The 24,317-nt window shown below is 71.7% G+C and carries 24 protein-coding genes; 7 read left to right on the top strand and 17 right to left on the bottom strand.

The annotated features are described in order from the left end of the window. Positions 1-53: 53 nt before the first annotated feature. Positions 54-461 (bottom strand): TlpA family protein disulfide reductase, encoded by a 408-nt coding sequence (locus OHA58_RS32665; RefSeq protein ID WP_405483232.1) that lies wholly within the window; start codon positions 459-461, stop codon positions 54-56. Between the two features lie 76 nt (positions 462-537). On the opposite strand from OHA58_RS32665, the gene OHA58_RS32660 reads away from it, so the two are divergent. Together OHA58_RS32660 and OHA58_RS32655 are read left to right on the top strand one after the other, a co-directional pair. Continuing rightward, on the top strand, positions 538-954 hold the full coding sequence (locus OHA58_RS32660; RefSeq protein WP_405483230.1) for a DUF4395 domain-containing protein: 417 nt from the start codon (positions 538-540) through the stop codon (positions 952-954). Between the two features lie 175 nt (positions 955-1,129). Further along, positions 1,130-1,858, top strand: a complete 729-nt coding sequence (locus OHA58_RS32655) for a lysophospholipid acyltransferase family protein (RefSeq protein ID WP_389533707.1) — start codon at positions 1,130-1,132, stop codon at positions 1,856-1,858. Between the two features lie 40 nt (positions 1,859-1,898). Here OHA58_RS32655 and OHA58_RS32650 read toward each other — a convergent pair whose 3' ends face one another. The 7 genes from OHA58_RS32650 to OHA58_RS32620 form a co-directional block, all read right to left on the bottom strand. Beyond that, positions 1,899-2,585 (bottom strand): B3/4 domain-containing protein, encoded by a 687-nt coding sequence (locus tag OHA58_RS32650; protein WP_405483228.1) that lies wholly within the window; start codon positions 2,583-2,585, stop codon positions 1,899-1,901. Between the two features lie 34 nt (positions 2,586-2,619). Then, complete coding sequence (locus OHA58_RS32645) at positions 2,620-3,213, bottom strand: transglutaminase family protein (protein ID WP_405483226.1); 594 nt, start codon at positions 3,211-3,213, stop codon at positions 2,620-2,622. A gap of 105 nt (positions 3,214-3,318) precedes the next feature. After that, positions 3,319-4,389 carry a low specificity L-threonine aldolase gene (locus tag OHA58_RS32640; RefSeq protein WP_100598786.1) on the bottom strand — a complete coding sequence of 357 codons (1,071 nt, stop codon included), beginning with the start codon at positions 4,387-4,389 and terminating at the stop codon, positions 3,319-3,321. After that, entirely contained in the window at positions 4,386-5,144 is a 759-nt protein-coding gene (locus tag OHA58_RS32635; RefSeq protein WP_405483223.1) for an SDR family NAD(P)-dependent oxidoreductase, read from the bottom strand. Before OHA58_RS32635 ends, OHA58_RS32640 begins: the two co-directional genes overlap by 4 nt. Before the next feature lie 26 nt (positions 5,145-5,170). Continuing rightward, positions 5,171-6,589 carry a DUF6421 family protein gene (locus tag OHA58_RS32630; protein ID WP_405483221.1) on the bottom strand — a complete coding sequence of 473 codons (1,419 nt, stop codon included), beginning with the start codon at positions 6,587-6,589 and terminating at the stop codon, positions 5,171-5,173. An 82-nt stretch (positions 6,590-6,671) separates the two neighbouring features. Beyond that, on the bottom strand, positions 6,672-7,616 hold the full coding sequence (locus OHA58_RS32625) for an alpha/beta hydrolase (RefSeq protein WP_405485301.1): 945 nt from the start codon (positions 7,614-7,616) through the stop codon (positions 6,672-6,674). An 89-nt stretch (positions 7,617-7,705) separates the two neighbouring features. After that, positions 7,706-8,848, bottom strand: a complete 1,143-nt coding sequence (locus tag OHA58_RS32620; protein ID WP_405483219.1) for an LLM class flavin-dependent oxidoreductase — start codon at positions 8,846-8,848, stop codon at positions 7,706-7,708. A gap of 154 nt (positions 8,849-9,002) precedes the next feature. Between OHA58_RS32620 and OHA58_RS32615 the strand changes: the two genes are divergently transcribed. Together OHA58_RS32615 and OHA58_RS32610 are read left to right on the top strand one after the other, a co-directional pair. Next, entirely contained in the window at positions 9,003-9,587 is a 585-nt protein-coding gene (locus tag OHA58_RS32615) for a PadR family transcriptional regulator (RefSeq protein WP_405483217.1), read from the top strand. A gap of 292 nt (positions 9,588-9,879) precedes the next feature. Further along, entirely contained in the window at positions 9,880-10,563 is a 684-nt protein-coding gene (locus OHA58_RS32610) for a glycerophosphodiester phosphodiesterase (protein WP_405485299.1), read from the top strand. Between the two features lie 100 nt (positions 10,564-10,663). Here the strand turns inward: OHA58_RS32610 and OHA58_RS32605 are convergent, their stop codons facing one another. After that, a complete protein-coding gene (locus tag OHA58_RS32605; RefSeq protein ID WP_405483215.1) occupies positions 10,664-11,215 on the bottom strand; it encodes a GNAT family N-acetyltransferase in 552 nt (183 codons plus the stop codon). A gap of 79 nt (positions 11,216-11,294) precedes the next feature. Between OHA58_RS32605 and OHA58_RS32600 the strand changes: the two genes are divergently transcribed. Together OHA58_RS32600 and OHA58_RS32595 are read left to right on the top strand one after the other, a co-directional pair. Further along, entirely contained in the window at positions 11,295-11,681 is a 387-nt protein-coding gene (locus OHA58_RS32600; RefSeq protein WP_405483213.1) for a VOC family protein, read from the top strand. Between the two features lie 135 nt (positions 11,682-11,816). Further along, positions 11,817-13,175 carry an NAD(P)/FAD-dependent oxidoreductase gene (locus OHA58_RS32595; protein ID WP_405483211.1) on the top strand — a complete coding sequence of 453 codons (1,359 nt, stop codon included), beginning with the start codon at positions 11,817-11,819 and terminating at the stop codon, positions 13,173-13,175. An 18-nt stretch (positions 13,176-13,193) separates the two neighbouring features. Here OHA58_RS32595 and OHA58_RS32590 read toward each other — a convergent pair whose 3' ends face one another. Genes OHA58_RS32590 through OHA58_RS32565 form a run of 6 tightly spaced genes read right to left on the bottom strand, consistent with a single transcriptional unit; the run spans position 13,194 to position 20,955 of the window. Further along, positions 13,194-15,530, bottom strand: a complete 2,337-nt coding sequence (locus tag OHA58_RS32590; RefSeq protein ID WP_405483209.1) for a penicillin acylase family protein — start codon at positions 15,528-15,530, stop codon at positions 13,194-13,196. 19 nt (positions 15,531-15,549) lie between these two features. Then, positions 15,550-17,091, bottom strand: a complete 1,542-nt coding sequence (locus tag OHA58_RS32585) for a sodium:solute symporter (RefSeq protein ID WP_405483207.1) — start codon at positions 17,089-17,091, stop codon at positions 15,550-15,552. Next, on the bottom strand, positions 17,088-17,411 hold the full coding sequence (locus OHA58_RS32580; RefSeq protein ID WP_405483205.1) for a DUF3311 domain-containing protein: 324 nt from the start codon (positions 17,409-17,411) through the stop codon (positions 17,088-17,090). Before OHA58_RS32580 ends, OHA58_RS32585 begins: the two co-directional genes overlap by 4 nt. A gap of 37 nt (positions 17,412-17,448) precedes the next feature. Next, entirely contained in the window at positions 17,449-18,237 is a 789-nt protein-coding gene (locus OHA58_RS32575; RefSeq protein ID WP_405483204.1) for an SDR family NAD(P)-dependent oxidoreductase, read from the bottom strand. A 37-nt stretch (positions 18,238-18,274) separates the two neighbouring features. Continuing rightward, entirely contained in the window at positions 18,275-19,723 is a 1,449-nt protein-coding gene (locus tag OHA58_RS32570) for an aldehyde dehydrogenase family protein (protein ID WP_405483202.1), read from the bottom strand. Then, positions 19,720-20,955 carry a M20 family metallopeptidase gene (locus OHA58_RS32565; protein WP_405483200.1) on the bottom strand — a complete coding sequence of 412 codons (1,236 nt, stop codon included), beginning with the start codon at positions 20,953-20,955 and terminating at the stop codon, positions 19,720-19,722. Before OHA58_RS32565 ends, OHA58_RS32570 begins: the two co-directional genes overlap by 4 nt. A 142-nt stretch (positions 20,956-21,097) precedes the next feature. Between OHA58_RS32565 and OHA58_RS32560 the strand changes: the two genes are divergently transcribed. After that, positions 21,098-21,877, top strand: coding sequence for a FadR/GntR family transcriptional regulator (locus OHA58_RS32560; protein ID WP_405483198.1), 780 nt, complete (start codon positions 21,098-21,100; stop codon positions 21,875-21,877). 76 nt (positions 21,878-21,953) lie between these two features. On the opposite strand, the gene OHA58_RS32555 is transcribed toward OHA58_RS32560, so the two are convergent. Together OHA58_RS32555 and OHA58_RS32550 are read right to left on the bottom strand one after the other, a co-directional pair. Continuing rightward, the gene (locus OHA58_RS32555; protein ID WP_405483197.1) at positions 21,954-22,484 is read right to left on the bottom strand and encodes a MarR family winged helix-turn-helix transcriptional regulator; all 531 of its coding nucleotides are present in this window, start codon (positions 22,482-22,484) and stop codon (positions 21,954-21,956) included. Then, positions 22,481-24,229 carry an FUSC family protein gene (locus tag OHA58_RS32550; protein ID WP_405483195.1) on the bottom strand — a complete coding sequence of 583 codons (1,749 nt, stop codon included), beginning with the start codon at positions 24,227-24,229 and terminating at the stop codon, positions 22,481-22,483. Before OHA58_RS32550 ends, OHA58_RS32555 begins: the two co-directional genes overlap by 4 nt. Positions 24,230-24,317 lie beyond the last annotated feature (88 nt).

Raw genomic sequence — 24,317 nt, 5'->3', positions numbered from 1 at the left:
AGTCAAGTGCGTCCCGCCATCTGGGAGAAGCGTCACCACGAAGTCACCACCCGTCAGACCGCCTCCCCGAGCGCAGCGATGACGTCGGCCTTGCGTGGCTGGCCGGAGGCGCGGCGCACGATATGTCCGGCCGCGTCGAGGACGAGCACGGTGGGCGTCTTGAGGACGCCGAGTTCCCGTACGAGGTCGAGGCGGTCCTCGGCGTCGATCTCCACGTGGGCCACGCCGGGAACCATTTCGGCCACTTCGCCGAGCACGCGCCGGGTGGCCCGGCACGGGGCGCAGAAGGCGCTGGAGAACTGCACGAGCGTGGCCCGCTCCCCCAGTTCCTCGCCCAACTGCGCCGCCCCGAGAGCCGCTTCGCCCTGCCGCACCTTCATCCTCCCGCTCCGCCGCCGTTGCATCAGCCCGAAGGCACTCGCCGCGGCGAGCACGGCCACACACACCACAAGTCCGGTCATCGTTCCAGTGCAGCATTCACGAGACCGCAAAGATTCCCCGGGTCCGCTCGGCGCACCGTTGCGGAATGCTGGGTTCATGGACATCGATGTGAGAGGGCCGCGGTTCGGCGCCGCGGTCACGACGGTTGTACTGGCCCTGGTGCTCGTCACGGGCAGCGCCTGGCTCCTGGCGTGGCAGACGCTGTGTTTCGCGCTCGGCGCGGCGGGCGGGGTGGGGCGTTCTCCCTACGCGTGGCTGTTCCGTACGGCGGTGCGGCCGCGGCTCGGGCCGCCCACGGAGTTCGAGGCTCCGCAGCCGCCGCGGTTCGCGCAGCTCGTCGGGCTCGTCTTCGCGTTGGCGGGTCTGGTGGGTCTGGTGTGGGGGCCGGGCTGGCTGGGGCTCGGGGCGACGGCCTGCGCACTGGCGGCGGCGTTCCTCAACTCGGTGTTCGGCTACTGCCTGGGGTGCGAGATGTACCTGCTCCTGCGGCGTGGCGCGGCACGATTTGGCTGATCAACGGGTTGCGCGGACCGCGTGGGAGTGACGAGGATCTCGCGCCCTGCCGGAACCAGGACTGGCTACTCAGCCGTTGATGGGGCACGATCTGCGCAAGCCACAAAACCTACGGCTGCGTAACTTCCCGCCGGGAGCCCCCTCCCCAGGCAGAGATGAAGGGTCCTCCCCCTCCATGGCAGAGCTCGTCTACCGTCCGGTCATCGGCGCGGCCCGCACGATGTTCAAGGCGCTCGATCTGAAGATCGACGTCAAGGGTGCGGAGAACATCCCGCGCTCCGGCGGCGCGGTCCTGGTCAGCAACCACATCAGCTACCTGGACTTCATCTTCGACGGTCTCGCTGCGCTGCCGCAGAAGCGCCTGGTGCGCTTCATGGCGAAGGAGTCGGTCTTCCGGCACAAGATCTCCGGTCCGCTGATGCGCAGCATGAAGCACATCCCCGTGGACCGGAAGCAGGGCGAGGACGCGTATGCGCACGCCCTCGACTCGCTGCGCTCCGGTCAGGTCATCGGGGTGTTCCCCGAGGCAACGATCTCGCAGTCGTTCACGCTGAAGAGCTTCAAGTCGGGCGCCGCGCGCCTGGCCCAGGAGGCCGGTGTGCCGCTGATCCCCATGGCGCTGTGGGGTACCCAGCGCCTGTGGACGAAGGGCCACCCGAAGAACTTCAGGCGTCAGCACATCCCGATCACGATCCGGGTCGGCGAGCCGATGGAGGCCCCGCGCGACCAGTTCGCCGGTGCGATCACGCGGCGGCTGCGCGAGCGTGTGCAGGAGCTCCTCGAAGCGGCGCAGCGCGCATACCCCGTACGCCCCAAGGGTCCGGACGACACCTGGTGGATGCCCGCGCACCTCGGCGGCACCGCGCCCACCGCGGCAGAGGTGAAGGCCGCCGAGGCGAGCTGAATCGGTACTGCAGACGTGCCGCGGGCCCGCCGCGGTGCGTCTACTCCGGCGCGTGGACGGTGATCCGCGCGCCGGGGCTGAACTTCTCCAGGAGTTCGGCGAGTTCGGTGCCGGCCGCCGTCACGTCGCAGTGCGGCCCCATCGCCTCCAGCAGGAAGAGCGCGTTGACCGATTCCCCGGTGAGGCGCGTGCGCGTGCCCTGGCGCCAGTTCCAGCGGCGGCAGGTCACGCCGTCGTCGTCGCACCAGACGACCTCGCCCGCGTCGGGGTGTTCCACGACGTCCGCTCCCCCGGCCACGGTGGCGAAGCCCTCTTCGCCGGTGGCCCTGACCAGGCGCATCCCTCCCTTGATGTGGTCCAGGTCCTCCCCGCCGACCGGGATCAGATGGGCCACACTGATCGCGTTGTAGACGTCGACCAGGGTGTTGATCCGCGGCAGTCCGCCGTCCGCGAGGGCTCTCTTGGCCAGTGCCTCCGCGGAGTTGCGGGTGCGGGAGGGCTTGGCGCCGAAGGCCGTGTAGGCGGCGCGCCAGGCCACCATGTGCGGGTCCTCGTGCGGGGCGCGTCCGTCGAGGCGTGCGGCGAGGCGGCGTGCGGCGTCGTCGAGAAGGGCCGAAGTCCCTTCCCCGCTCGGGCTGTTGACCAGCCCGTACGCCTCGATGGCGACGTGCCGGAACTCGGGTGCGAGGGTCCGTACCTCGTCGGACACGGTGAGGTGGAGGGTCATCGTCCGCCTTGCTGTTCGGGGTGCGCTTGCTGTTTCAGAGTGCGTCAGGGAGGTGTTCCCACAGGTACGGCCGGTCGGGGGCGTCTCGCAGGGCGCGCAGAACGGCCGGGTCCGGTACATCAAAGAGTACCGGATAGTCCACCTCATTGGACTCCGCGTCCGCGACGAAGGCCAGCCGCTCGCCGTCGAGGGAGAACTGGGCGTCGACCCCGGGCTTGTTCCCGCGGCAGTCCTGCCGGTGCCAGGCCCCGTGGAAGCGCACGGCGACCATGCCGTGCAGCACGTGCCCGGTCCCGGCGTCGTGCGTCAGCCGCTGGTAGCAGAGCGCGGCGGGGATGTCCTCGGCACGCAGGAGCGCGGCCAGCGCGTGGGACTTGGCGTGACAGATGCCCGTGCCCTGCTCCAGGACGTCCGAGGCGCGCCAGGTGACGCGGAGGTCCCCGCTGTCGGCGGAGTGCGGAATGGTGTCGCGCACGAACTCGTAGGCGACCTGCGCGTATGAATATGAGTCGGAGGCCTGGGCGGCGAGGCGCTCGGCAGTCTTCCGTACCAGCGGGTGGTGATGGTCGATGACCTCATCGGCCGCCAAGTAGGCAGACAGGTCAGGGTTTTTCTGGATCAGCTGCATGGACCGGGAGCATAGAAATGCGACCGACCGCGCGTCAATAGCTTTACGGTCGATCGCATATCTATGCAGCGACCCGAGAGGGTCAGGTGAGTCTGGAGGGGCCGCCTAGCGGGCCATTTCCTCCTTGAGGGCGGCGACGAAACCGTCGACGTCCTCCTCGCGGGTGTCGAAGGCGCACATCCAGCGGACGTCGCCGGCCGCCTCGTCCCAGAAGTAGAACCGGAAGCGCTTCTGGAGACGCTCGCTGACGTCGTGCGGCAGCCGCGCGAAGACGGCGTTGGCCTGCACCGGATAGAGGATCTCGACGCCGTGCACGGCGCGGACCCCCTCGGCGAGGCGCTGGGCCATCTCGTTGGCGTGCCGCGCGTTGCGCAGCCACAGGTCCTTGGCGAGCAGGGCCTCCAACTGCACCGACACGAAGCGCATCTTGGAGGCGAGCTGCATCGACAGCTTGCGCAGATGCTTCATGTGGCTGACGGCGTCCTGGTTGAGGACGACGACGGCCTCGCCGAACAGGGCGCCGTTCTTCGTGCCGCCCAGCGACAGGATGTCGACGCCGACCGCGTTCGTGAACGTGCGCATCGGCACGTCGAGGGAGGCGGCCGCATTGGCTATGCGGGAGCCGTCGAGGTGCACCTTCATGCCGCGCTCGTGGGCGTGGTCGCAGATCGCGCGGATCTCGTCGGGGGTGTAGAGCGTGCCCAGTTCGGTGTTCTGCGTGATCGAGACGACCTGCGGCATCGCGCGGTGCTCGTCGTCCCAGCCGAAGGCCTGCCGGTCGATGAGCTCGGGCGTGAGCTTGCCGTCCGGGGTCGGCACGGTGAGCAGCTTGAGGCCGCCCATGCGCTCCGGGGCCCCGCCCTCGTCCACGTTGATGTGCGCGGACTCGGCGCAGATCACCGCGCCCCAGCGGTCGGTGACCGCCTGGAGCGCGACGACGTTGGCACCGGTGCCGTTGAAGACCGGGAACGCCTCGGCCGTGGGTCCGAAGTGGGCGCGGATGATCTGCTGGAGGTTCGCCGTGTAGTCGTCCTCGCCGTACGCGATCTGGTGACCGCCGTTGGCGAGGGCGAGGGCCGCGAGGATCTCCGGGTGCGCGCCCGCGTAGTTGTCGCTCGCGAAGCCGCGGACGTCCGGGTCGTGATGCCTGCGGGCGTCGGTCTTCGGAGGATTCACGGCTTCTCTGTCAGCCACAGACGGGTCCCGTTCAATTCCTTGGCGGGCCGGTCCCAGACGCCGGCGATGGCCTCGGCCAGGTCCGTGACGTCCGTGAAGCCCGCGAACTTCGCGTTGGGTCGCTCGGCGCGCATCGCGTCGTGCACCAGCGCCTTCACCACCAGGATCGCAGCCGCCTGCTGCGGGCCCGCGTCACCCCCCGCCTTGCGGAAGGCGTCGCCGAGGGCGAGCGTCCAGGCCTCGGCGGCGGCCTTCGAGGCCGCGTACGCCGCGTTGCCCGCGGTCGGCTTGCTGGCGCCCGCGGCGCTGATCAGCAGGAAGCGTCCGCGGTCGCTGCGCAGCAGGGCGTCGTAGAACGCGAGGGAGGTGTGCTGGACCGTGCGGATCAGGAGCTTCTCGAGCAGCGCCCAGTCGGCGAGGTCGGTCTCGGCGAAGGAGGCACTGCCGCGCCAGCCGCCGACGAGGTGGACCACGCCGTCGACGCGCCCGAAGTCCTTCTCCACGTGGTCCGCCCACTCGCGGGTCGCGTGCAGGTCGAGCAGGTCGACCGTGTCCCCGATGACGGTGGCGCCGCCGTGCGCGTAGCGCGCCGCGTCCACGGCCTCCGCCAGGCGTGCGGGGTCCGCGTCCGCCCCGACGACCGTCGCGCCCGCCTCGGCGAGGCGCTGCAGCGTCGCGCGGCCCGCGGGTCCCCCCGCGCCCGCGACCGCGATGACCGCTCCGTCCAGCGTGCCGTTCCCGTTTCCTTCGGCCATGGCCGTCGCCTCCTCGTCGCGAACGCTCACGCGGCGGCCTGCTCGGCGCCCGCAGCGGTGATCCCCTTGGTGGAGGCGATCACGTTCTTCAGCTTCTTGGACAGTGCCTCATAGAACATGCTCAGCGGAAACTCGTCCGGAAGCACGTCGTCGACGAGCTTGCGCGGCGGCAGGCTCAGGTCGAGGGCTTCGGGGCCCTTGGCCCAGCGGGAGCCGGGGTGCGGGGCGAGGTACTGGGACACCAGGTCGTACGCGGCGAACCAGTGCACCAGCTTCGGGCGGTCGATACCGTCGCGGTACAGCTTCTCGATCTCGGCGCACAGCTGGTTGGTGACCTGCGGGGCGCGCTCCCAGTCGATCTGGAGCTTGTTGTCGGTCCAGCGCACCACGTCGTGCTTGTGCAGGTACGCGAAGAGGAGCTGGCCGCCGAGTCCGTCGTAGTTGCGCACGCGCTCGCCGGTGACCGGGAAGCGGAACATGCGGTCGAAGAGGACGGCGTACTGCACGTCGCGGCCCTGCGGGAAGCCGTCGGCCTCCAGCTTCACGGCCTCCTTGAAGGCGGTGAGGTCGCAGCGCAGCTCTTCGAGGCCGTACATCCAGAACGGCTGGCGCTGCTTGATCATGAACGGGTCGAACGGCAGGTCGCCGTGGCTGTGGGTGCGGTCGTGCACCATGTCCCACAGCACGAAGGCCTGCTGGCAGCGGTCCTGGTCGGAGACCATCTCGCGGATGTCCTCGGGCAGTTCGAGCCCGAGGATGCCGACGGAGGCCTCGGTGACGGCGCGGAAGCGGGCCGCCTCGCGGTCGCAGAAGATGCCGCCCCAGGAGAAGCGCTCGGGAGCCTCGCGCACGGCGATGGTCTCCGGGAAGAGCACGGCCGAGTTGGTGTCGTAGCCGGCGGTGAAGTCCTCGAACGTGATCCCGCAGAACAGCGGGTTGTCGTAGCGCGTCGCCTCCAGCTCGGCGAGCCACTCGGGCCACACCATGCGCAGGACTACGGCCTCCAGATTGCGGTCCGGGTTGCCGTTCTGCGTGTACATCGGGAAGACGACCAGGTGCTGCAGTCCGTCCTCGCGGTGCGCGGCGGGCTGGAAGGCCAGCAGCGAGTCGAGGAAGTCGGGGACCTGGAAGCCCTCCTCCGCCCAGCGGCGCAGGTCGGCGACGAGCGCCGAGTGGTACGCGGCGTCGTGCGGGAGCAGCGGGGAGAGCTGCTCGACGGCGGATATCGCGCGGTCGAGCGTCAGCTCGGCGACGGCCTTGGACGGGGCGCCGTCGGCGGCGAAGTCGATGGAGCCGTCCTTCTGCTGCCAGGGCCGGATCTCCTCCACGGCGGCCTTGAGCACGGGCCACGCCGGGTGTTCGACCACCCTGCTTTCGGGGCTTCCCCCGACCTTCTCCGGAGGAACCTTCCCCTCCACGCCCGACTGCACAAGAATTTCCGTCATTACCCATCCTCCACGGGAGAACCTCGCGTACAGACACCGTAAACGGGCGAGGTTCTCCACCACAAGGGGAGCCGGGAGGAAGTTATCCTGCGTGACCCCCTTGTTCACCGTCGTTTTTCCTGCCCGACACGGTTGAAACGATGGCCTTCGCCACATCCGCCACGGCAGTACGGGCGTCGCCGAGCAGCTCGGGGAAGCCGAAGAAGCCGTGGAACATCCCCGGGAAGTGGCTCTCGGTGACCTCCACACCCACCTCGCGCAGGGCCGTCGCGTACGCGAGCCCCTCGTCGCACAGCGGATCGCAGCCCGCGGTCACGATGTGGGCGGGCGGCAGCGAGGCGAGGTCGGCGAGAAGCGGCGAGACGTGCGGGTGGGACCGGTCGCCGTCCGGGCCGAGGTACTGCTCGGCGAACCAGCGGCAGTGCGCGGCGGTCAGGAAGTAGCGGTCGGCGTTCCGCGCGAACGACTCCGTCGACTGGTGGGCGTCGGTGGCCGGATAGACGAGGGCCTGGAGCGCGATGCGCGGGCCGCCCCGGTCCCGGGCCAGAAGGCAGATGACGGCCGCGAGGTTGCCGCCCGCACTGTCGCCCGCGACGACGAGGGCGTCCGCGTCGCCGCCCAGCGCGGCGTGATGGTCGGCCGCCCAGCACAGCGCCGCGTACGCGTCGTCGACGGCGGCCGGGAACGGCGACTCGGGGGCCAGCCGGTAGTCGACGGAGACGACCACGGCCCCCGCCTCGCGGCACAGCCCGCGGGCGGTGGAGTCGTGGCTGTCCAGGCCGCAGATCGCCCACCCTCCTCCGTGGAGGAAGACGACTGTGGGGCGCGGGCCGGGCGCGTCGTCGGGGTCCGGGCGGTAGATGCGTACGGGGATCCGGGGCGCTCCGGCCGGGCCGGGGATGTCTCGGTCCTCGACCGAGCCGACGACCGGCGGGGGAAGCGGCGACGCGGGCGCCGCGGCCAGTATGCGGCGGGCCTCGGCGGCGTCGGTGACGGCGCCGCCGAGGTCGGGGAAGAACGCGGTCATCGCGTCGACCAGGGCGCGGACGTCGGGTGCGAGGCGGTCCTCGGGCGCGGGGCATTCCTCGGATGCGAGGCGGTCCTCGGGCGCGGGGCTCATGCGGACACCGCCTGCTGCTCCTGGGCGCGGAAGTGCGGGATGACCTTCTCGCCCCACTGCCGCAGCGTCTCCAGACAGGCCTCCTGGGGAACGGTCCCCATCTGGACGAGGCACATGATCTCGTCGGCGCCCGCGTCGCGCAGGCGCTCGACATAGGCGATGGCGTCGTCGGCGGTGCCGTAGGCGTGGTCGGCGTTGAAGGTGGCCGTGGCGGTGGGGCGTACCGGGATCCGGTGTTCGTGGAGGCGGGCCACGACCTGTTCGGCGGCCCTGCGCATGTCGGCCGCCTCGTCGGCGCCCTCCACCACCGCCTCATCGGGGACGCCCGCGCCGCCGTACCAGTGCCCGATGGACTGCGCGAAGAACCGCTGCCCGCGGATGCCGATGTTCCGCGCCGCCTCCTGGTCGTCCAGGACGATGGTCGGACACAGGACGGAGAAGTGGTCGTTGACGACGCCGGACACGAAGCGGTCGGGAGTTCGGGCGGCGATGGCGTCGTCGTAGGCGCGGCGCATGCCGGCGATGGACTCGGGGCCCGCGAAGCCCATCACCAGGGCGCCGATGCCGAGTTCGGCGGCCTGGGTGAGCGTCTCGGTGCGGCTGCACGCGAGGAAGAGGGGCGGGTGGGGCGTCTGTTTCGGGCGGGGCAGGACGGGGTGCGGGTCGATGTCGAGGAGCTCCCCGTGGTGTTCGAGCTCGTCCTTCTCCCAGGCCTTCCCGATGATCCGCAGCGCCTCCTCGACCTCCTGGGTCGTGCGGTCCTTGTCGACACCGCACAGGGAGGTCTCCTGCTTGGTGCCGCCCCGGCCGGCCCCGAGGTCGAGGCGGCCCCCGGAGAGCAGGTCGAGCATGGCGGCCCGCTCGGCGACCCGCACCGGATGGTTGAAGTTGAAGGGCATGCAGACGACGCCGTGCCCGATCCGGATGGTGCTGGTGCGGGCGGCGACCCAGGTCAGGAAGATCTCCGGGGCCGACATGTGCGCGTACCACTTGAGGGAGTGGTGCTCGACGGCCCAGATCCGGTCGAAGCCCATCTCCTCGGCGAGGACCGCCTGTTCCACGCAGTCATGGATGACCTGGTGTTCGTGTTCGACGGTGGGATCGGCGAGCTGCGCCTCGAAGATGACGGAGAATTTCACGTTGCCTCCAGGGAGTTGAGCCACACGCACTATTCCGGTTAGGTATATGACTAACCGTCAGGTGCTGCGGCGGCAAGACCGGGGACGAGATTCGGCGACAAGGCACGTGCCGGGGTCTTGCGGTGACCGGCTCCCGGTCACTTCAATGCGGCGCATGGCTGACGACCTACCACCGACCGCCTGGGCCGTCCTCGGGCTGCTGTCGTTCCCCGGGGAACGGACCGGATACGAGCTGAAGAAGTGGGCCGACGCCTCCCTGCGGTTCTTCTACTGGTCGCCCGCCATCAGCCAGATCTACGCCGAACTGCGCCGCCTCGAATCACTGGGCTACGTCACGTCGCTGCACTCCGGGGCCGAGGAACCACGGGCCAAGCGGACGTACGCGATCACCGAGGAGGGGCGCGGGGCGCTCGCGGTGTGGGCCGGGGGCGGGCAGGGCCTCGGCGCGCCCGTGCTCAAGCACCCCGTACTCCTGCGCGTCTGGCTCGGGCATCTCGCCGCGCCGGAGCACTTGCGGGGCCTCGTGACGGAACACGTGGCCCGCACGAAGGGCGAGCTGAAGGAGGTCAGGGACGCGCTCGGGCGGACCGACGGGGTCGAGGCGTGGGCCCATCCGCAGATCGCGCTGCGCTGGAGCGAACGGCGGCTCGCGGCCGAAGTCGAACTGGCCGAGGCCATGCTGGACGACCTGGACGCGGTGCCCGGTCAACCTCCGGGGAACTCGCCCACCCACGGGTGATGCTTCCCGCGGCAGGCTGCCGAGGGCGGTAGGACGGACCGGTCCCCGTCCTTCCCCTGTCCCTCAGCCCCTCTGGAGCCCCGACCGTGAGCATCCGTGCCGTCCTGGTCGCCGCCGTCATCACTGGACTGGTCCTAGGAATCACCGCAACCAGAGCGGACCACTCCACTCCCTCGCGTCGGACCGGTCCCATCGTGGAGACGGGCCGTTAGGCTTCGGCCGTGCCGCGCGGGCGAGCCCGTCCGTGACCTCGCGCGGACGCCGAGCCGCCGTCGACGGAAGCGAGACGATCTTGAACTTCCTCACCATCGGGCATCGCGGAGTCATGGGTGTCGAACCCGAGAACACCCTCCGTTCCTTCGTCGCCGCGCAGGACGCGGGCCTCGACCTCATCGAACTCGATCTGCATCTGAGCAAGGACGGCGCCCTCGTCGTCATGCACGACGCCGACGTCGACCGCACGACGGACGGCCGGGGGCCCATCGCCGACAAGACCCTCGCCGAGCTGCGCGCCCTGGACGCGGGGCGCGGCGAGCGGGTGCCGGTCTTCGAGGAGGTGCTCGACGCCGTCTCCAAGCCGCTCCAGGCCGAGATCAAGGACGTCGCCGCGGCGCGCGCCCTCGCCGACGTCATGCTGCGCCGGGATCTGGTGAGCCGCGTCGAGGTGATCTCGTTCCACGACGCGGCCATCGCCGAGATCTCCCGGCTGGTGCCGGGCGTCCGTACGGCGCTGGTGGCCAGCCGCTACGGCACCGACGTGGTGGAGCGCGCCACCGCCGTCGGCGCCACGTCCCTCGTCCTCAACATCCGGCGCCTGACGCAGGAGATCGTCGAGCGGGCCCGCAAGGCGGACCTGCGGATCATCGGCTGGGTCGTCAACACGCAGGACGATCTGCGCCTGGTGCGGGCACTCGGCCTGGACGGCGCGACGACCGACTACCCGGAGATCAAACGGACCGGCCGCTTCACGGCCTGAGCCGGACGAGCGGCCCGGGTCATGCCCGGGACCCGAGCCGGCCGAGCGGCCCGCGTCAGCCGAAGGGTCTGCGTCAGCCGAGGGAGCCGACGGGGCTGCGTCAGCCGAGGGGCTTGACCAGCAGCTCGAACTGGAGGTCGTCCCGCTGCGGGATGCCGAAACGCTCGTCGCCGTACGGGAAGGGAGTCATCTCTCCCGTACGGCGGTAGCCCCGGCGCTCGTACCAGGCGATGAGGTCCTCGCGTACGGAGATCACCGTCATGTGCATCTCGCGCACGCCCCACGCCTCGCGGGCGGTGCGCTCCGCCTCCGCGATGATCACCTTGCCGAGCCCCCCGCCCTGGAGGGCCGGGCTCACGGCGAACATGCCGAAGTAGGCGTGCTCCCCGCGGTGCTCCAACTGACAGCAGGCGACGACCGCCCCGTCACGCTCGACGATGAGCAGTCGGCTGTCCGGCGACTTGATGACGTCGACGACGCCCTGCGGGTCGGTGCGTTGCCCCTCCAGGATGTCCGCCTCCGTGGTCCAGCCGGTGCGGCTGGAGTCCCCGCGGTACGCCGACTCGATCAGCGCGACGAGCACGTCGACATCGGCGTCGGTGGCGTCCCGGAAGGTGAGGTCGCCGGTCGTGGGGCGGGGAGCGATGGACATGGGACGGTCTCCGATCTCGTGCGCGGCTGTCGGCGCGGGCGCCGTCGAGCCTAACGCCGAGCCTCTACGCTGCGTTGGCATGGTTCACGTACTGAGCAGCAGGACGCTTCTTCGCCCCACCGATCCGGAGCGGTCGCGGGCCTTTTACGGTGAGGCGCTCGGTCTTGCCGTGTACCGGGAGTTCGGGACGGGGCCCGAGCGCGGGACCGTCTACTTCCTCGGGGGCGGCTTCCTGGAGGTGTCCGGCCGCTCGGAGGCACCGCCGTCGCCCGGGCTCCAGCTGTGGCTCCAGGTCGCGGACGCGGCGGCCGCGCACGAGGAGCTGACGGCGCGCGGCGTCGAGGTGCTCCGGCCGCCGGTCAGGGAGCCGTGGGGGCTGATCGAGATGTGGATCTCGGACCCGGACGGCGTGCACATCGTGATCACCGAAGTACCCGAGGACCATCCGTTGCGCTACCGGCCTTGAAGGAGCGGGTTCCGGGGTACGCGAGCGGAAGAACCCGTTCGGCGTGCGCGGCACCTGCGCGCGGCAGAGTATGGGCGGGACGGCCGGAGACGGCCCCTTCGCGTCCGGATGAGCCCGACCCTGGAGAGACATCACATGGCAGCTCCTCGGATCCTGATCGTCGGCGGCGGATTCGCCGGCATGGAGTGCGCGCACAAGCTGGAGAAGATCCTCAAGCCGGGCGAGGCGCAGCTGAGGCTGGTCAGTCCGTTCGACCATCAGCTGTACCTGCCGCTGCTCCCCCAAGTCGCCTCGGGCGTGCTCACTCCGCAGTCGGTGGCCGTTCCGCTGCGCCGCATGCTGCGGCACACCGGCATCGTGCCGGGCGGCGCGGTGGGCGTGGACCCCGAGGCGAAGGCCGTCGTCGTACGGAAGATCAACGGCGAGACGGTGGTGGAGCGCTACGACTACCTGGTCCTGACGCCGGGCAGCGTCACGCGGCAGTTCGACATCCCGGGTGTGGACCAGTACGCGGTCGGCGTGAAGACGCTGGCGGAGGCGGCCTGGATCCGCGACCACGTCATCTCGCAGCTCGACCTGGCCGCGGCCAGCACCGACCCCGCCGAGCGGGAGTCGCGGCTGCAGTTCGTGGTGGTGGGCGGCGGGTACGCCGGCACGGAGACGGCCGCCTATCTGCAGCGCCTGACCACCGCCGCCGCCAAGCGTCTTCGAGGGCTCGATCCGGCGCAGATCAAGTGGCATCTCGTCGACATCGCGCCCAAGTTGATGCCCGAACTCGGCGACCGGCTCGGCGAGAAGGCCCTGTCGATCGTGGAGCGGCGCGGGCTGCATGTGTCGCTCGGGGTGTCCGTGGCGAAGGTGACCGAGGACACGGTGACGCTCACGGACGGCCGGGTGCTGCCGTGCCGCACGCTGATCTGGACGGCGGGTGTCGCGCCGAGTCCGCTGATCGCGACGCTCGATGCGGAGACGAACCGGGGCCGGATCGTGGTGGAGCCGGATCTGACGGTGCCGGGGCTCGACGGTGTGTTCGCGCTCGGTGACGCGGCCGCCGTGCCGGACCTCGAGAAGGGCGCCGACGCGATCTGCCCGCCGACCGCGCAGCACGCCATGCGGCAGGGCTGGGCCGCCGCGAAGAACGTGGCCGCCGCGCTGCACGGCCTGCCGCTGACGCCGTACCGGCACAAGGACCTGGGGCTCGTGGTGGACCTGGGCGGCATTCAGGCTGTGTCCAAGCCGTTGGGCGTGCAGCTGACCGGGCTGCCCGCCCAGGTCGTCGCCCGGGCCTACCACTTGGGTGCGCTGCGCACCGGGACGGCCCGGTTCCGTACGGCGGCGAACTGGGGGCTCAACGCGGTCGCCGGTGACGACTTCGTGCGTACGGGGTTCCAGTCGGAGCGGCCCGCGACGATGAAGGACTTCGAGAAGACGGACGCGTATCTGACGCCGGAGGAAGTGCGCGCGATGGTGACGGCGCATGTCGAGGGCTGGTGACAGGGCCAGTGACGTGGACTATCTCCCGGTCGGGTCCTGAGTGGCGGCCGGCGCGGGCGGTCGCAGGGTGATTGTCCGCGCCGTGTGCTTCTCCACCTGCTCGCGGCTGTAGAGGAGCGGGAAGGAGCCGTCGGCGGCCCAGGTGGCGAACAGGTCGCTGTAGTGCTCGCTGTCCGGATTCCCTGACTGGCCGGGCGAGTTCATCGCAACCGAGTCGTCCCAGGAGCCGACGTCGACGACCAGGCGGAAGGTGGCGCCCGTCGTCTGGCGGAAGTCGGGTCCGTACGGGGCGACGCCCACCGTGTCGCCGCTGCCCCCGCGCGGAGCGGGACCGACGGATGCCCAGGGCGGCTGCGGTCCGTCGTGGAGCGCGGTCAACGGGTGGAACACGCGGGCGTGGTGGAGCGCGCCCCAGGTCCATGCGGCCGGGTCGGGGCCGAGGAGAGCGGAGAGTTCGCAAACCGCGGCCGCCAGGGTGGCGAGCAGCGTGCCGGGGTCGAGGGCCGTCTGCGCCCCGGTGAGCAGGTCCAGGTCGACGCGGGGGTCAGAGGTGGGGTCGTCGGGCGGCAGGATCCGGGCGAGGGCCGCCGCGCGTTCGGCCTCGGGGGCGAGGCCGTGCAGGGCCCGGTCGAAGACGGCGGGGCGCAGATGGCGGCGGTACCACATCTCGAAGAGCGCCGCGGCTGCTGATCCCACGGCCATGTCGGCGTCCCAGTCGCGCAGTAGTCCGATGGCCTCCGCGACCCGCGCGTCGTCGCTGGTCAGATCGGCGAGCAGCGGCACGATGCGGCGCGCGGGCAGGCTGACGGTGTCGGTCTGGAGGCGTACGCAGTCCTCGACGGTCCAGTCCGCGCGCGCGTCGAGCTCCTCGGCGATGCGGCGGTGGCGGGTGGGGGCGTACCAGTCGTAGGTGACCGTGTCGCGGTCGTTCGGGTAGCCGGACGGCAGGTTCATCTGGTTGGCGGTGGCGAACCAGCCCTGGTCCGGGTCCCGTTCGGCGGGCAGCGCGTCGGCGTCGACGAAGCCGTCCCATTCGAAGCGGCCGTCGCCGGGCACGGGCAGGGTGCCGTCCCAGTTCGGGCGGACCGGGACGCGGCCCGCGGGGCGCCAGCCGACGGTGCCGTCGGGCGCGGCGTACACCTGGTTCTCGCCGGGCGCGCCCCAGCGGCGCAGGGCGGCGAGGAACGCGTCGGGGCCTTCGGCTCGCATGTAGCCGGTGCTGCCGAGGTAGGGCGCCATGCCGGGGCCGAGCCACGCGGCGCGCACGGCGAACGCGGCGCCCCGCGTGGGGTGTTCGTGGGTGACGGGGCCGTGCCGGGTGAACCACAGCTCGGCCTCGACCGGTTCCCCGTCCTTGACCGGGATGGTCTCGGTGACGCGGGTCATGGGTTCCCAGCGGCCTCGGTAGCGGTAGGCGCGGGGATTGCCGGGCTCGGTCTCGTAGACGTACAGGTCCTCCTGGTCGATCGGGAAGATCGTGAAGCCGAACGCGATGTTCCCGTTGTGGCCGATGGAGAGGCCGGGCAGGGCGGGCTCGCCCGCGCCGATGACGTCGATGCCGGGTGCGGTCAGGTGCGCGATGTAGCGCAGGGCGGGCAGGGTGACCGCGCGGTGCGGGTCGTTGGCGAGGATGGGGCGGCCGGTGGCGGTCCGGGACGGCGCGAGCACCCAGTTGTTGGAGCCGTCGATGCCCTGGAGGGCGGCGGCGTCCGGCCAGGGCGGGACGGTCGCGAGGTCGTACACGCGCAGCACGTCGTCCGGGATGACGCTCAGGTCGAGGCCTTCGGGGATGGTGAGGTGGTGCGGGGCGGGTTCGCGGCGGCGGCGCAGGTCCTCCACGCCGGTGCCGTGGTCGCGCAGGGTGAGGGCGCGGGCGACCTCGTCGTGGAGGTTGTACTGGAGCCCGTGGCTGCGGATCCGGGCGACGTCCGAGGTCTCCCAGTACGCCGGCTCGTATCCCAATGCGGCGAATTCCGGGGGGAGTTGGGCGGGGTCGCGGCGGCACAGGGACACGTAGGCGTTGATGCCGTTCACGAACGCCGTGGTGATCTGTTCGGTGTCCTCGCCGTACGCGCTCCACTCCTCGGCCATGCCGCCGCGGTAGAGGAACAGGCGGGCGGCGCGGTCGTGTTCGACATACTGCCCGCCGAACACCTCGGACAGCAGGCCGAGTCCGCGGCGGCGCCACAGGTCGAGCTGGAAGAGGCGGTCGCGGGCCGCGTTGAAGCCCTGCGCCAGGAACAGGTCGTCCTGGGATTCCGCATAGAGGTGGGGGACGCCCCACCGGTCGACGAGGATCTCGACGGGTTCGGCGAGTCCGGGGACTTCGAAGTCCGTGACTGTTCGTGTGTTCACCGGTATGTCACCGCCATCATCATCGGAGTCCTTTCGTGGCCGGGGACGCCGAGCCGGCCGGGGCCGTGGCGGTCCGCCCATGGGCGGGGATCCGCGGGGCCGCCGGTGTGCCGGGTGAGAGCCGGGTGACCGCGAACGTCACCACGAGGTTCGCGGCCAGCGCGATGATGCCGCCGTTGACCCCGTGCCACGGGTCGTTGTCGGTGGCCCACAGCGCCGTCATCACGGCGAGTCCGGTGAGCATGCCGGAGATCCCGGCGCGTGCCGTCATCCGCCGCCAGAACAGGGAGAGCAGCACGACGGGCACGAGCTGGGCCAGGCCCTCGTACGACAGGACGGACAGCTGGACGAGCGTGTTGGGGTAGAAGAGGCTGCCGCCGAGCGCGACCAGGCCGGCGAGGACGCAGACCGCCTGCGAGAGGCGCTTGGTGCGCAGGTCGTGGTCGTGGGTGACGTCCGGCCGGGGGTGGCGCGGGTCAGAGCCGTTGCCGCCGCCGAGGACGGTCTTGCCCCACAGGGTGCCGATGGACAGCATGAAGACGCTCATCGGCACGATCGCCGACAGGGCGCCCGCGACGCCGATGACCGCCACGACGGGCGACGGCAGCGAGTCGGTGACCAGGCTGAACAGGGCGAGGTCGGGGTTGCCGAGGGTCGGCAGCACGAACAGCGCCGTGGCGCCGACCATCATCGGCACGAACAGGAGCAGCTGGTACCAGGGCAGCAGCAGGGCGTTGCGCCGCAGCGCGTTGGGGCTCTTCGCACTGAGGTAACCGGCCACGGTGGTCGGGAAGATGGTGATGGTGACGGCATTCAGGACGACGGTGCTCAGGAACCACGCGGCGTTGCGCCCGCCGGACGCGTGCCCGGGGAACGTGAGCCACTCGGGCTTCTCGGTGACCATGCGCTGCATGAAGTCGGAGAATCCGCCGAGGTAGTGCATGGGGATGTAGACCGCGAGGAAGACGACCGCGAGGATCACCAGGACGTCCTTGAGCGCGCTCACCCAGGCGGAGCCGCGCAGCCCCGACACGAGGATGAACACCTCGGCGACGACGAACGAGATCACTGCGGCGACGTGCAGGTCGACGCTCCCGTACGTCATCGCGTTGACGACGACGCCCATGCCCTGGATCTGCACCTGGATGTACGGCACGAGGAAAACGGTCCCGACGACGGCGACGAGGATCCCCAACGGCCGTGAACGGAAACGGAATTCGGCGATGTCGGCGATCGAGATGAGGCTGTGCCGGGAGGCGTACGTCCACAGGGCGGGGCCGACGATGTAGGCGACGGCGAAGCCGACGGTGAGGTAGGCGACGAGGTAGAGGATCGGCGCGCCGAAGGAGTACGACCAGCCGGCGGTCCCCAGGAACGAGAAGCTGGTGTACGTCTCGCCGGCCATCAGGAGCCAGATGAACATGACGCCGAGGCCGCGGCTGGACACGGACCACTCGGCGAGGCCCTTGGACCGGCCGCGCGCGCTGAGCACGCCGATCAGGATGGTGGCGACCATGGCCAGGCCGAACACGGTCGTCGCGACGGCTGCGGAGCCGCTCATCGGGTGCCTCCCTCGTCGGCGGGGACGGGTTCGACGGCGCCGGTGCGGTACGCCGGGTCGAAGCGGGCGACGAGCCAGATGGCGACGGGGCTGATGACCGTGGCCGCGATGACCCAGGCCAGCAGGAACGGGACGCCCAGGATGCGGGGTTCGATGCGGTTGGCGACGAAGGGCGCGGAGCCGTAGAGGACGACGGGCACGAGCAGCATCCAGAGGGAGCGGCGGGCCTGGCCGCCGAGGGTGGGGAGTCCTTCGAGGGGGTCGGCCTCGCTCGGGTCCGGCTCCGGGGAGCGGCCGGCGGCTTCGCCTGTGGGGGACATGAAGTTCCTTGGGGAGGGGGGAAGGGCGGCGGGTTGTTCAGAGCGCGGGGTCGTAGCGGCCGTCGACCGCGGTCCAGCCGCCGTCGACGGTCAGGACGCTGCCGGTGACGTACGTCGAAGCGTCGGAGACCAAGTAGGCGACGGCACCGGCGAGTTCGTCGGCACGGGCCCAGCGCTTGAGCGCGGAGGCCTGGGCGTAGGCGTCGTACCAGGCGGGGTCCGCGGCGATCTGGTCGGTGAGCGGGGTACGGACGACGCCGGGGGCGACGGCGTTGAACCGCACGCCGCGCGGGCCCCATTCGGCGGCGGCGGTGCGCAGGAACTGGATGAGGCCGGCCTTCGACGCGGCGTACACGCTCTGCCCCGGCTCCACCTGGAAGGCCCGCATGGAGGCGAAGCCGACGATGCTGCCGCGACCGCGCTCCGCCATGCCGGGGGCGAACGCCTGGACGAGGCTGACGTAGGCCCGCAGGTTCAGGGCGATGACGCGGTCGAACTCGTCGAGCGTGTAGTCGGCGATGCGTTTGCGGACGTTGGCGCCGACGGTGACGACGAGCGCGTCGAGGGGGCCCCACGCGTCGGCGGCGGCGCGGACCGCCTCGGGGTCGAGGACATCGAGGGCGTACGCGCAGGCGGTACCGGACCGGTCCGTGTCCGCGCCGGCCAGGGCGACGGTCTGCTCGGCGCCCTTCTCGTCCCGGTCGGCGACCACGACGTCGGCGCCCTGGGCGACGAGTGCGCGGACGGCCTCACGGCCGATGCCGCCCGCGCCGCCGACGACAGCGATCCGGCGGCCGTCGAGCCGGAACAGGTTGGCGTAGTCCATGAAGTGGTGCTGCCTTTCTCTCTGTTGAGGTGATCGGTCAGGGGCGGATGACGGCCATCCGCGTGACCGTCAGCTCCTCGATGGCGAACCGTGGCCCTTCGCGTCCGGTGCCGGAGTCCTTGACGCCGCCGTAGGGGGCGATGTCGCTGCGGTAGCCGGGGACTTCGTTGATGACGACGCCGCCGACGTCGAGCGCGTCGACCGCGCGGAACGCGGCGCCGAGGTCGCGGGTGTAGACCGCCGCGTGCAACCCGTACCGGCCGGCGTTGACCAGGTCGTACGCCGCGTCGAGGTCGGGGACCGCGCGCAGGCACACGACGGGCCCGAACACCTCCTCGTCCCAGGCGGGTTCGCCGTCGGGGACGTCCGCGAGCAGGGTCGGCGCGAGGCACCTCGTATCCGTGCGGCCGCCGCCCGCGACGACCCGGGCACCGGCCGCCCTGGCCCGCCCGATCCAGTCGAGGACGCGCTCGGTGGCGGCTTCGTCGATGAGGGCGGAGACGCGGGTTCCGGTGTCGCGCGGGTCGCCGACCACGACGTCGGGCAGCCGTTCTGCGATCTTCTTCTCCAGGGCGCCGGCGATCTCCTCGACGGCGATGACCCGCTGGACGGAGATGCACGCCTGCCCGGACGCGTAGTAGCCGCCGCGGGCCACGGCGTCGGCGGCCGCGTCGAGGTCGGCGTCCGCCGCGACGACGAGCGCCGCGTTGGAGCCGAGTTCGAGGACGACCTTGCGGGGCGCCGCGTCGCGCGCGATGAGATGGCCGACCGTGGCGGAGCCGGTGAAGGACACCGCCGCGACGTCGGGGTGCGTGGTGAGGGTGCGGCCCACCTCGGTGTCCCCGGTGACGAGCTGGACGGCCCCGGGCGGCGCCTGTGCCGCGGCGAGGCGCTCGCGGACGAGGTGGGTGAGCCAGAGGGTGGCGAGCGGGGTCGCCGGTGCGGGCTTCACGATCACGGGGCAGCCCGCGGCAAGGGCCGGGGCGATCTTGTGGGAGGCGAGGAGTACGGGGTAGTTGAAGCCGGCGATGCCGACGACGACCCCGACGGGCCTGCGCGTCCAGAACCCGAACATGCCGTCGCCGGAGGCCTGGAGGTCCAGCGGGACGGTCTCGCCGTGCAGGTGGGCGACCTCGTCGGCGGCGGCGCGCCAGGTCGCGGCGGCGCGCTGCATCTCGATGTCGCAGTCGACGCGCGGCTTCCCGGTCTCCAGGACGAGCAGCTCCGCCATCCGCGACGAGACGCGTTCCAGGTCGGCCGCGACACCCGCGAGGACGTCCCGCCGCACCCGCGCCGACAGGGCAGCGACCTCCTTGCGGATCCCGGCAGCGTGCTCGACGGCGCGCCGCGCGAGATCCACGTCACCGACGGGCGCCGAGGCGAACTCGCTCCCGTCGTAGGGGAAGACGACAGGCTGGTGCGAAGGTGCGGGCAGCCAGGCGTCCCCGACCGCCAGGCCCGCGGGCAGTTCTCGCGGATACGTCATCGTGCCGCTCCCTCGTCCGTACGGGCGTTGAGGAAGGCCTGTGCGGCGGCCGCGTACACGCGGGTGTACTCGGCGATCTCGCGGACCTCGACGTACTCGTCGGCCTGGTGGGCGATCCATTTGCCGCCGGGGCCGTACACGACGGTGGCGAGGCCTGCGTCGCGGGTCAGGATCGTGCCGTCGGTCGTGCCGGGCACGGCTCCGAACGGCGGTGCCTCGCCGTGTACTTGGCGGTGTGCGTCGACCAGCGCCGTGACCACGGGGTGGTCCTCGGGGATCTCGATGGCGGGCCGGTCGTCGACGACGGTGACGTCGACGGCCACTCCGACCCCGGCGGCCGCCCGGTCCGCGAACTCCCTTACACGGTCGATGAGTTCGGCGTGGTCCGTGCCGGGGATCGTGCGTACGTCGATGCCGACGACGCCGTGCGCGGGGATGACGTTGAGCTGGTCGGGGTCGCCGCCGAGGAGCACGGTCGGGGTGACGGTGACGCGGCCCGCGTGCGGGTGCTCGCCGTAGCGCTCCTCGGCCCACTCCTGTACCGCGGCGAGCGCCTCGACGATGCGGGCGCCGGCGACGATCGGGCTTCGGCCCTCCTGCGGCATGGCGCCGTGGGCCATCACTCCGTGCAGGTCGAGACGGAGGCGGATCCCGCCGCGCGCCGAGGTGCACACCTCGTAGCCCTCGGGTTCGCAGACGATGACGCCGTCCACCTCGCGGGCGAGCGGTGACGCGGCGAAGGCCTTCGCGCCGAGCATCAGCCCCTCCTCGTCGCAGAGCACGCCGACGACGATCCGGCCGGGGAAGGGGCCGGCCAGCTGAAGGGCACGGACGCCGTAGATCATGGCGGCGACACCGGACTTCATGTCCGCCGAGCCGCGGCCCCAGAGCTTTCCGTCGCGGATCTCGGCGCCGTACGGATCGACGGTCCAGTCGTCCGTGTCGCCCTCGGTGACAACGTCGATGTGCCCCTCGAACATCAGCGTGGGGCCGTCCCCGCCGCCGCCCTCGACCACCGCGACGGTGTTGGGCCGCCCGGGGACGACCTCCACCACCTCGTACTTCCAGCCGAACTCCGTGAAGAGCCGCTGGACGAGTTCGGCTGCGGGGCGCTCCACCTCGGTGGCTCCCGCGGCGTTGACGGTGCGCAGCCGGACGAGTTCCTGGGTGAGGGCGACCGCCGCCTCGGCGTCGGTCTCGGGGACGGACAGGGCTGTTGAGCGGGAACGCATGGAACCTCCAAGTCGGTCGGCCGCGAGGCCAGTCGACTGGTCAGACCAGTTGATTTCCCGTACTCTGCCCCCACGTTCACGCCCGGGTCAATGGTCGGATCATGGATTCACTCCGGCGCAACCGGCCGACACGGAGAGGCACATGGCGCCCGACGACGATCTCTTCCAGCCGGTGAAGCCGGTCCGCGCCTACCAGCGGGTGGCCCAGCAGATCGAGGAGCGCATCCTCAGCGGCGACCTGCCGCCCGGCTCCCGGCTCCCGGCGGAGCGCGAACTCGTCGTGCGCTTCGACGTGGGCCGCTCCACGGTCCGCGAGGCCCTGCGCGTGCTCCAGACTGCGGGCCTGATCCGCTCACGCCCCGGCGACCCGCTCGGCGCCGAGGTCCTCGGCGTCTCCCCCGACAACCTCAGCCAGGCACTGAGCCGCCTGACCCGTTCCCGTATCGCCTCCCTCGGCGAACTGGTGCAGTTCCGCATGGTGCTCGACGCGGAGAGCAACCGGCTCGCCGCACGCCTGCACACCGCCGACGACCTGGCCCGCATGCGGGAGCAGATCGACCGGATGGAGCGCCTCGGCGCGTCCTCGACGGGAAACCTGCACGCCTTCAGCGAGGCGGACGCCCTCTTCCACCGGGCCATCGCCGAGGCGAGCGGCAACTCCCTGCTCGGCCTGTGCGCCCGCGCCGTGCACGAGGCGGTGGTCGGGGTCATCGAGGAGAAGATCGCGGGCGCCACGGACGCCGCCGCCTGGATGGAACGCTCGATCGCCCACCACCGGCAGGTGCTCGACGCGATCAGCTCCGGTGACGCCCCGCGCGCCGCCCGGCTCGGCCGTGAGGCGCTGTACGAGTACTACGCCGACCATGTGGAGCCGGAGACACGGCGGTTGCTCGCGGCGGCCGTGGAGGATCCCTCGGAGTAGCGGCTGCCGCGTCCGGAACCAGTTGCCGGGCGGACGGCTGGGCCAACCCGGTCGGCGGCCACATCGAGCCCCGGGGTCAGGCGCGCGGACCACCCGGGCGCCCTTCGAGCTGACCGAGCAACTCGCCCAGCAGGACACTGAGTTGCCCCTGTCCGGCGTCACCGAGGCCGGACAGCACCGTTTTCTCGTACGCGAGCTGGTCGGGCAGCAGCGCGTCGACCAGCTCGCGGCCGGCGTCGGTCAGGCTGAGGTGGGAGACGCGCCGGTCGCGGGTGTCGCCGCGCCGGCCGACCAGACCGCGCTCCTGGAGCTGCTTGAGCCGCTTGGTGACGGCGGCGCCCGAGGAGAACGTCTCCCGCGCGAGGTCACCCGGGGTGAGTTCGTGACCTGTACGGCGCAGCGCGCCGAGCAGGTCGAACTCGGCGCGGGTCAGCCCGGCGCGGCGCAGCGGCGCGTCCTCGGCCTGCTGGAGGAGGGCGGCGCAGCGGTTGATCCGCCCGATGACCTCCATGGGCCCGGTGTCGATGTCGGGGCGGACCGCCTGCCACTGCCGCACCACCGCGGCGACGGTGTCGTCCGCCGCAGCCCTGCCGTTCCGTGTCGTCATGCTCGCGTGTTCTCCCGGGCGTCCGTGCCGCCCCTGTGCTCGTCGGTCTCCTGGACGGTCCGCCGCGTCCGGCGTCGTACCGTCGCCGCGAGCGTACGGTGTCCGGCCTGCTCGGCGGCGACCACACGCTCCTCGGGCAGGGCGCGCTGCCACCATTCGCCGGCCGCGGTGTCGTCGGCTGCGCGCAGTTCGACGAGGGCGGCGGCGAGCCTGCGGCGCCTGGTCTCCAGGTCGCCGGGCTCGGGACGCGGGGCGGCGAGGGTGCGCTCCGCGGCCTCGCGGGCGCGGTCGGTCGCTTCGAGGGCGAGCTCTATGTGGTCGGCGGCGCGCCGGTTGGTGACGATCACGGCGGCGACGATGCCGAGCAGCGCCCCGACGAGGGTGTCGACGACCCGGTCCGTGATGAGCTCGCCGGCCTCCTGTGTCCTGGCGAACTCGGTGATCAGCAGCGCCATGGGGGTCACGCAGACGCTGCCGAGCCAGTAGTTGCGGGAGATGAACGCCTCCGCGCCGAAGCTGAACAGCAGGCAGAACAGGACGACGAAGATCTGGCCGACGTGAGCGAGGGGCACCACGGCGGCGAAGACGAGCACTCCGGCGAGGTTGCCGGCGACGCGCTGCACGGTGCGGTTCCAGGTGAGGGTGACGTTGGCCTGGTAGAGCGAGGCGGCGGTGACCAGGGCCCAGTACGGGCGGCCGATGCCGAGGGCGAGTGACCCGTATCCGGCGAGGGCGCAGCCGACGGCGGTGCGCAGGGCGACCGGCAGGAGAGGCGAGCCGGGGGCGAGCCTGCGCCACAACGACGGCTTGCCGAAGGCGAGTTCGGCCTCGATGCCGAGGACTTCGTCGTCGACTCCACCGGCGTGGGCGTGGTTGACGCGCGGGACGGGGCCCGTGCCGCTCAGGCCGGCGGCCCAGTCGCGCAGGAGCGCCGGATCGGTGTCGGCGGGCGCGGCGAGGGCGACCTCGGCGCGCACGACGAGGCGCTCCAGGGCGCGGCGGGCGGCGCCGCGGCCGCCGGTGGCGAGGAGGGACTGCCAGGCGGCGTGGACGGCGGCGGCAGCACCGGCCCTGGCCCGCTCGCGCGCGCCGTCCTCGGCACTCACGTACGCGGCGGCGGCGTTCAGCGCGCGGGCGGTGGCGCGCCGCTCCGGGCCGTGCGGGCGCATGAGGGCGGGGGCCATGCCGACGAGCCAGGCCACGGCGCCCGCACCGGCGGTCAGGGCGAGGTGGCCGGGTATCTGCCCCAGGGTCTGCGGGGCGAAGAGGCTGGCGGAGCTGATGAAGGTGAGGATCAGGTGGCCGGGCGGTCCGATGCGGGTCGCGTCGCACAGGGTCTTCTGGGCCGCGGCGAGGAGCGCGCCGACCGCCACGAGCACGGCAGCCGACGAGGTGAGCGAGGCGGTGAGCAGGGCCACGGCGAGGCTCGCGAGCATGCCGAGGACGATCCAGGCGAGGGCACGGGCGCGCGCCGTGTACGGCAGGTTGTGGGCGTAGAGGGCGCACAGAGACCCGGCCATCGTGTACATCGCGAGGTCGAGGCGGCCGAGGGCGAGCAGCGTCAGGTTCGGCACCGCCGCGGACGCGACGACGCTCGTCGCGGGCTTGAACCAGATGTCGGACGGCTTGTTGAGGCGCAGCACCCCCGCGAGCGGGAGCCGCCGGACCAGCCTGGGTCTGGACGGGGACTGCGACGGTGACAGGGACGGGGACGGGGTCGAGGTTGGGGTTTCCGCGCTGCTCATACAGAGAAGTTTAGCAAGTGTTTTACCTGGAAACTTCCTCCCGGAGCTGCACCCGGTCACCGCACCCGCTCACCGACCGGCGGGCCGC

Origin of the sequence: Streptomyces sp. NBC_00009 (genome assembly GCF_045040855.1) — a bacterium.
GTDB lineage: Bacteria > Actinomycetota > Actinomycetes > Streptomycetales > Streptomycetaceae > Streptomyces > Streptomyces aureus.
This window is presented reverse-complemented; position numbering and strand designations above follow the sequence as displayed.

Bases quoted from the DNA above. Each gene is read 5' to 3' on its own strand.
- OHA58_RS32665 (WP_405483232.1), bottom strand. From the start codon at position 461: ATGACCGGACTTGTGGTGTGTGTGGCCGTGCTCGCCGCGGCGAGTGCC.
- OHA58_RS32660 (WP_405483230.1), top strand. From the start codon at position 538: ATGGACATCGATGTGAGAGGGCCGCGGTTCGGCGCCGCGGTCACGACG.
- OHA58_RS32655 (WP_389533707.1), top strand. From the start codon at position 1,130: ATGGCAGAGCTCGTCTACCGTCCGGTCATCGGCGCGGCCCGCACGATG.
- OHA58_RS32650 (WP_405483228.1), bottom strand. From the start codon at position 2,585: ATGACCCTCCACCTCACCGTGTCCGACGAGGTACGGACCCTCGCACCC.
- OHA58_RS32645 (WP_405483226.1), bottom strand. From the start codon at position 3,213: ATGCAGCTGATCCAGAAAAACCCTGACCTGTCTGCCTACTTGGCGGCC.
- OHA58_RS32635 (WP_405483223.1), bottom strand. From the start codon at position 5,144: ATGGCCGAAGGAAACGGGAACGGCACGCTGGACGGAGCGGTCATCGCG.
- OHA58_RS32630 (WP_405483221.1), bottom strand. From the start codon at position 6,589: ATGACGGAAATTCTTGTGCAGTCGGGCGTGGAGGGGAAGGTTCCTCCG.
- OHA58_RS32625 (WP_405485301.1), bottom strand. From the start codon at position 7,616: ATGACCGCGTTCTTCCCCGACCTCGGCGGCGCCGTCACCGACGCCGCC.
- OHA58_RS32615 (WP_405483217.1), top strand. From the start codon at position 9,003: ATGGCTGACGACCTACCACCGACCGCCTGGGCCGTCCTCGGGCTGCTG.
- OHA58_RS32605 (WP_405483215.1), bottom strand. From the start codon at position 11,215: ATGTCCATCGCTCCCCGCCCCACGACCGGCGACCTCACCTTCCGGGAC.
- OHA58_RS32600 (WP_405483213.1), top strand. From the start codon at position 11,295: ATGGTTCACGTACTGAGCAGCAGGACGCTTCTTCGCCCCACCGATCCG.
- OHA58_RS32595 (WP_405483211.1), top strand. From the start codon at position 11,817: ATGGCAGCTCCTCGGATCCTGATCGTCGGCGGCGGATTCGCCGGCATG.
- OHA58_RS32585 (WP_405483207.1), bottom strand. From the start codon at position 17,091: ATGAGCGGCTCCGCAGCCGTCGCGACGACCGTGTTCGGCCTGGCCATG.
- OHA58_RS32580 (WP_405483205.1), bottom strand. From the start codon at position 17,411: ATGTCCCCCACAGGCGAAGCCGCCGGCCGCTCCCCGGAGCCGGACCCG.
- OHA58_RS32575 (WP_405483204.1), bottom strand. From the start codon at position 18,237: ATGGACTACGCCAACCTGTTCCGGCTCGACGGCCGCCGGATCGCTGTC.
- OHA58_RS32570 (WP_405483202.1), bottom strand. From the start codon at position 19,723: ATGACGTATCCGCGAGAACTGCCCGCGGGCCTGGCGGTCGGGGACGCC.
- OHA58_RS32565 (WP_405483200.1), bottom strand. From the start codon at position 20,955: ATGCGTTCCCGCTCAACAGCCCTGTCCGTCCCCGAGACCGACGCCGAG.
- OHA58_RS32560 (WP_405483198.1), top strand. From the start codon at position 21,098: ATGGCGCCCGACGACGATCTCTTCCAGCCGGTGAAGCCGGTCCGCGCC.
- OHA58_RS32555 (WP_405483197.1), bottom strand. From the start codon at position 22,484: ATGACGACACGGAACGGCAGGGCTGCGGCGGACGACACCGTCGCCGCG.
- OHA58_RS32550 (WP_405483195.1), bottom strand. From the start codon at position 24,229: ATGAGCAGCGCGGAAACCCCAACCTCGACCCCGTCCCCGTCCCTGTCA.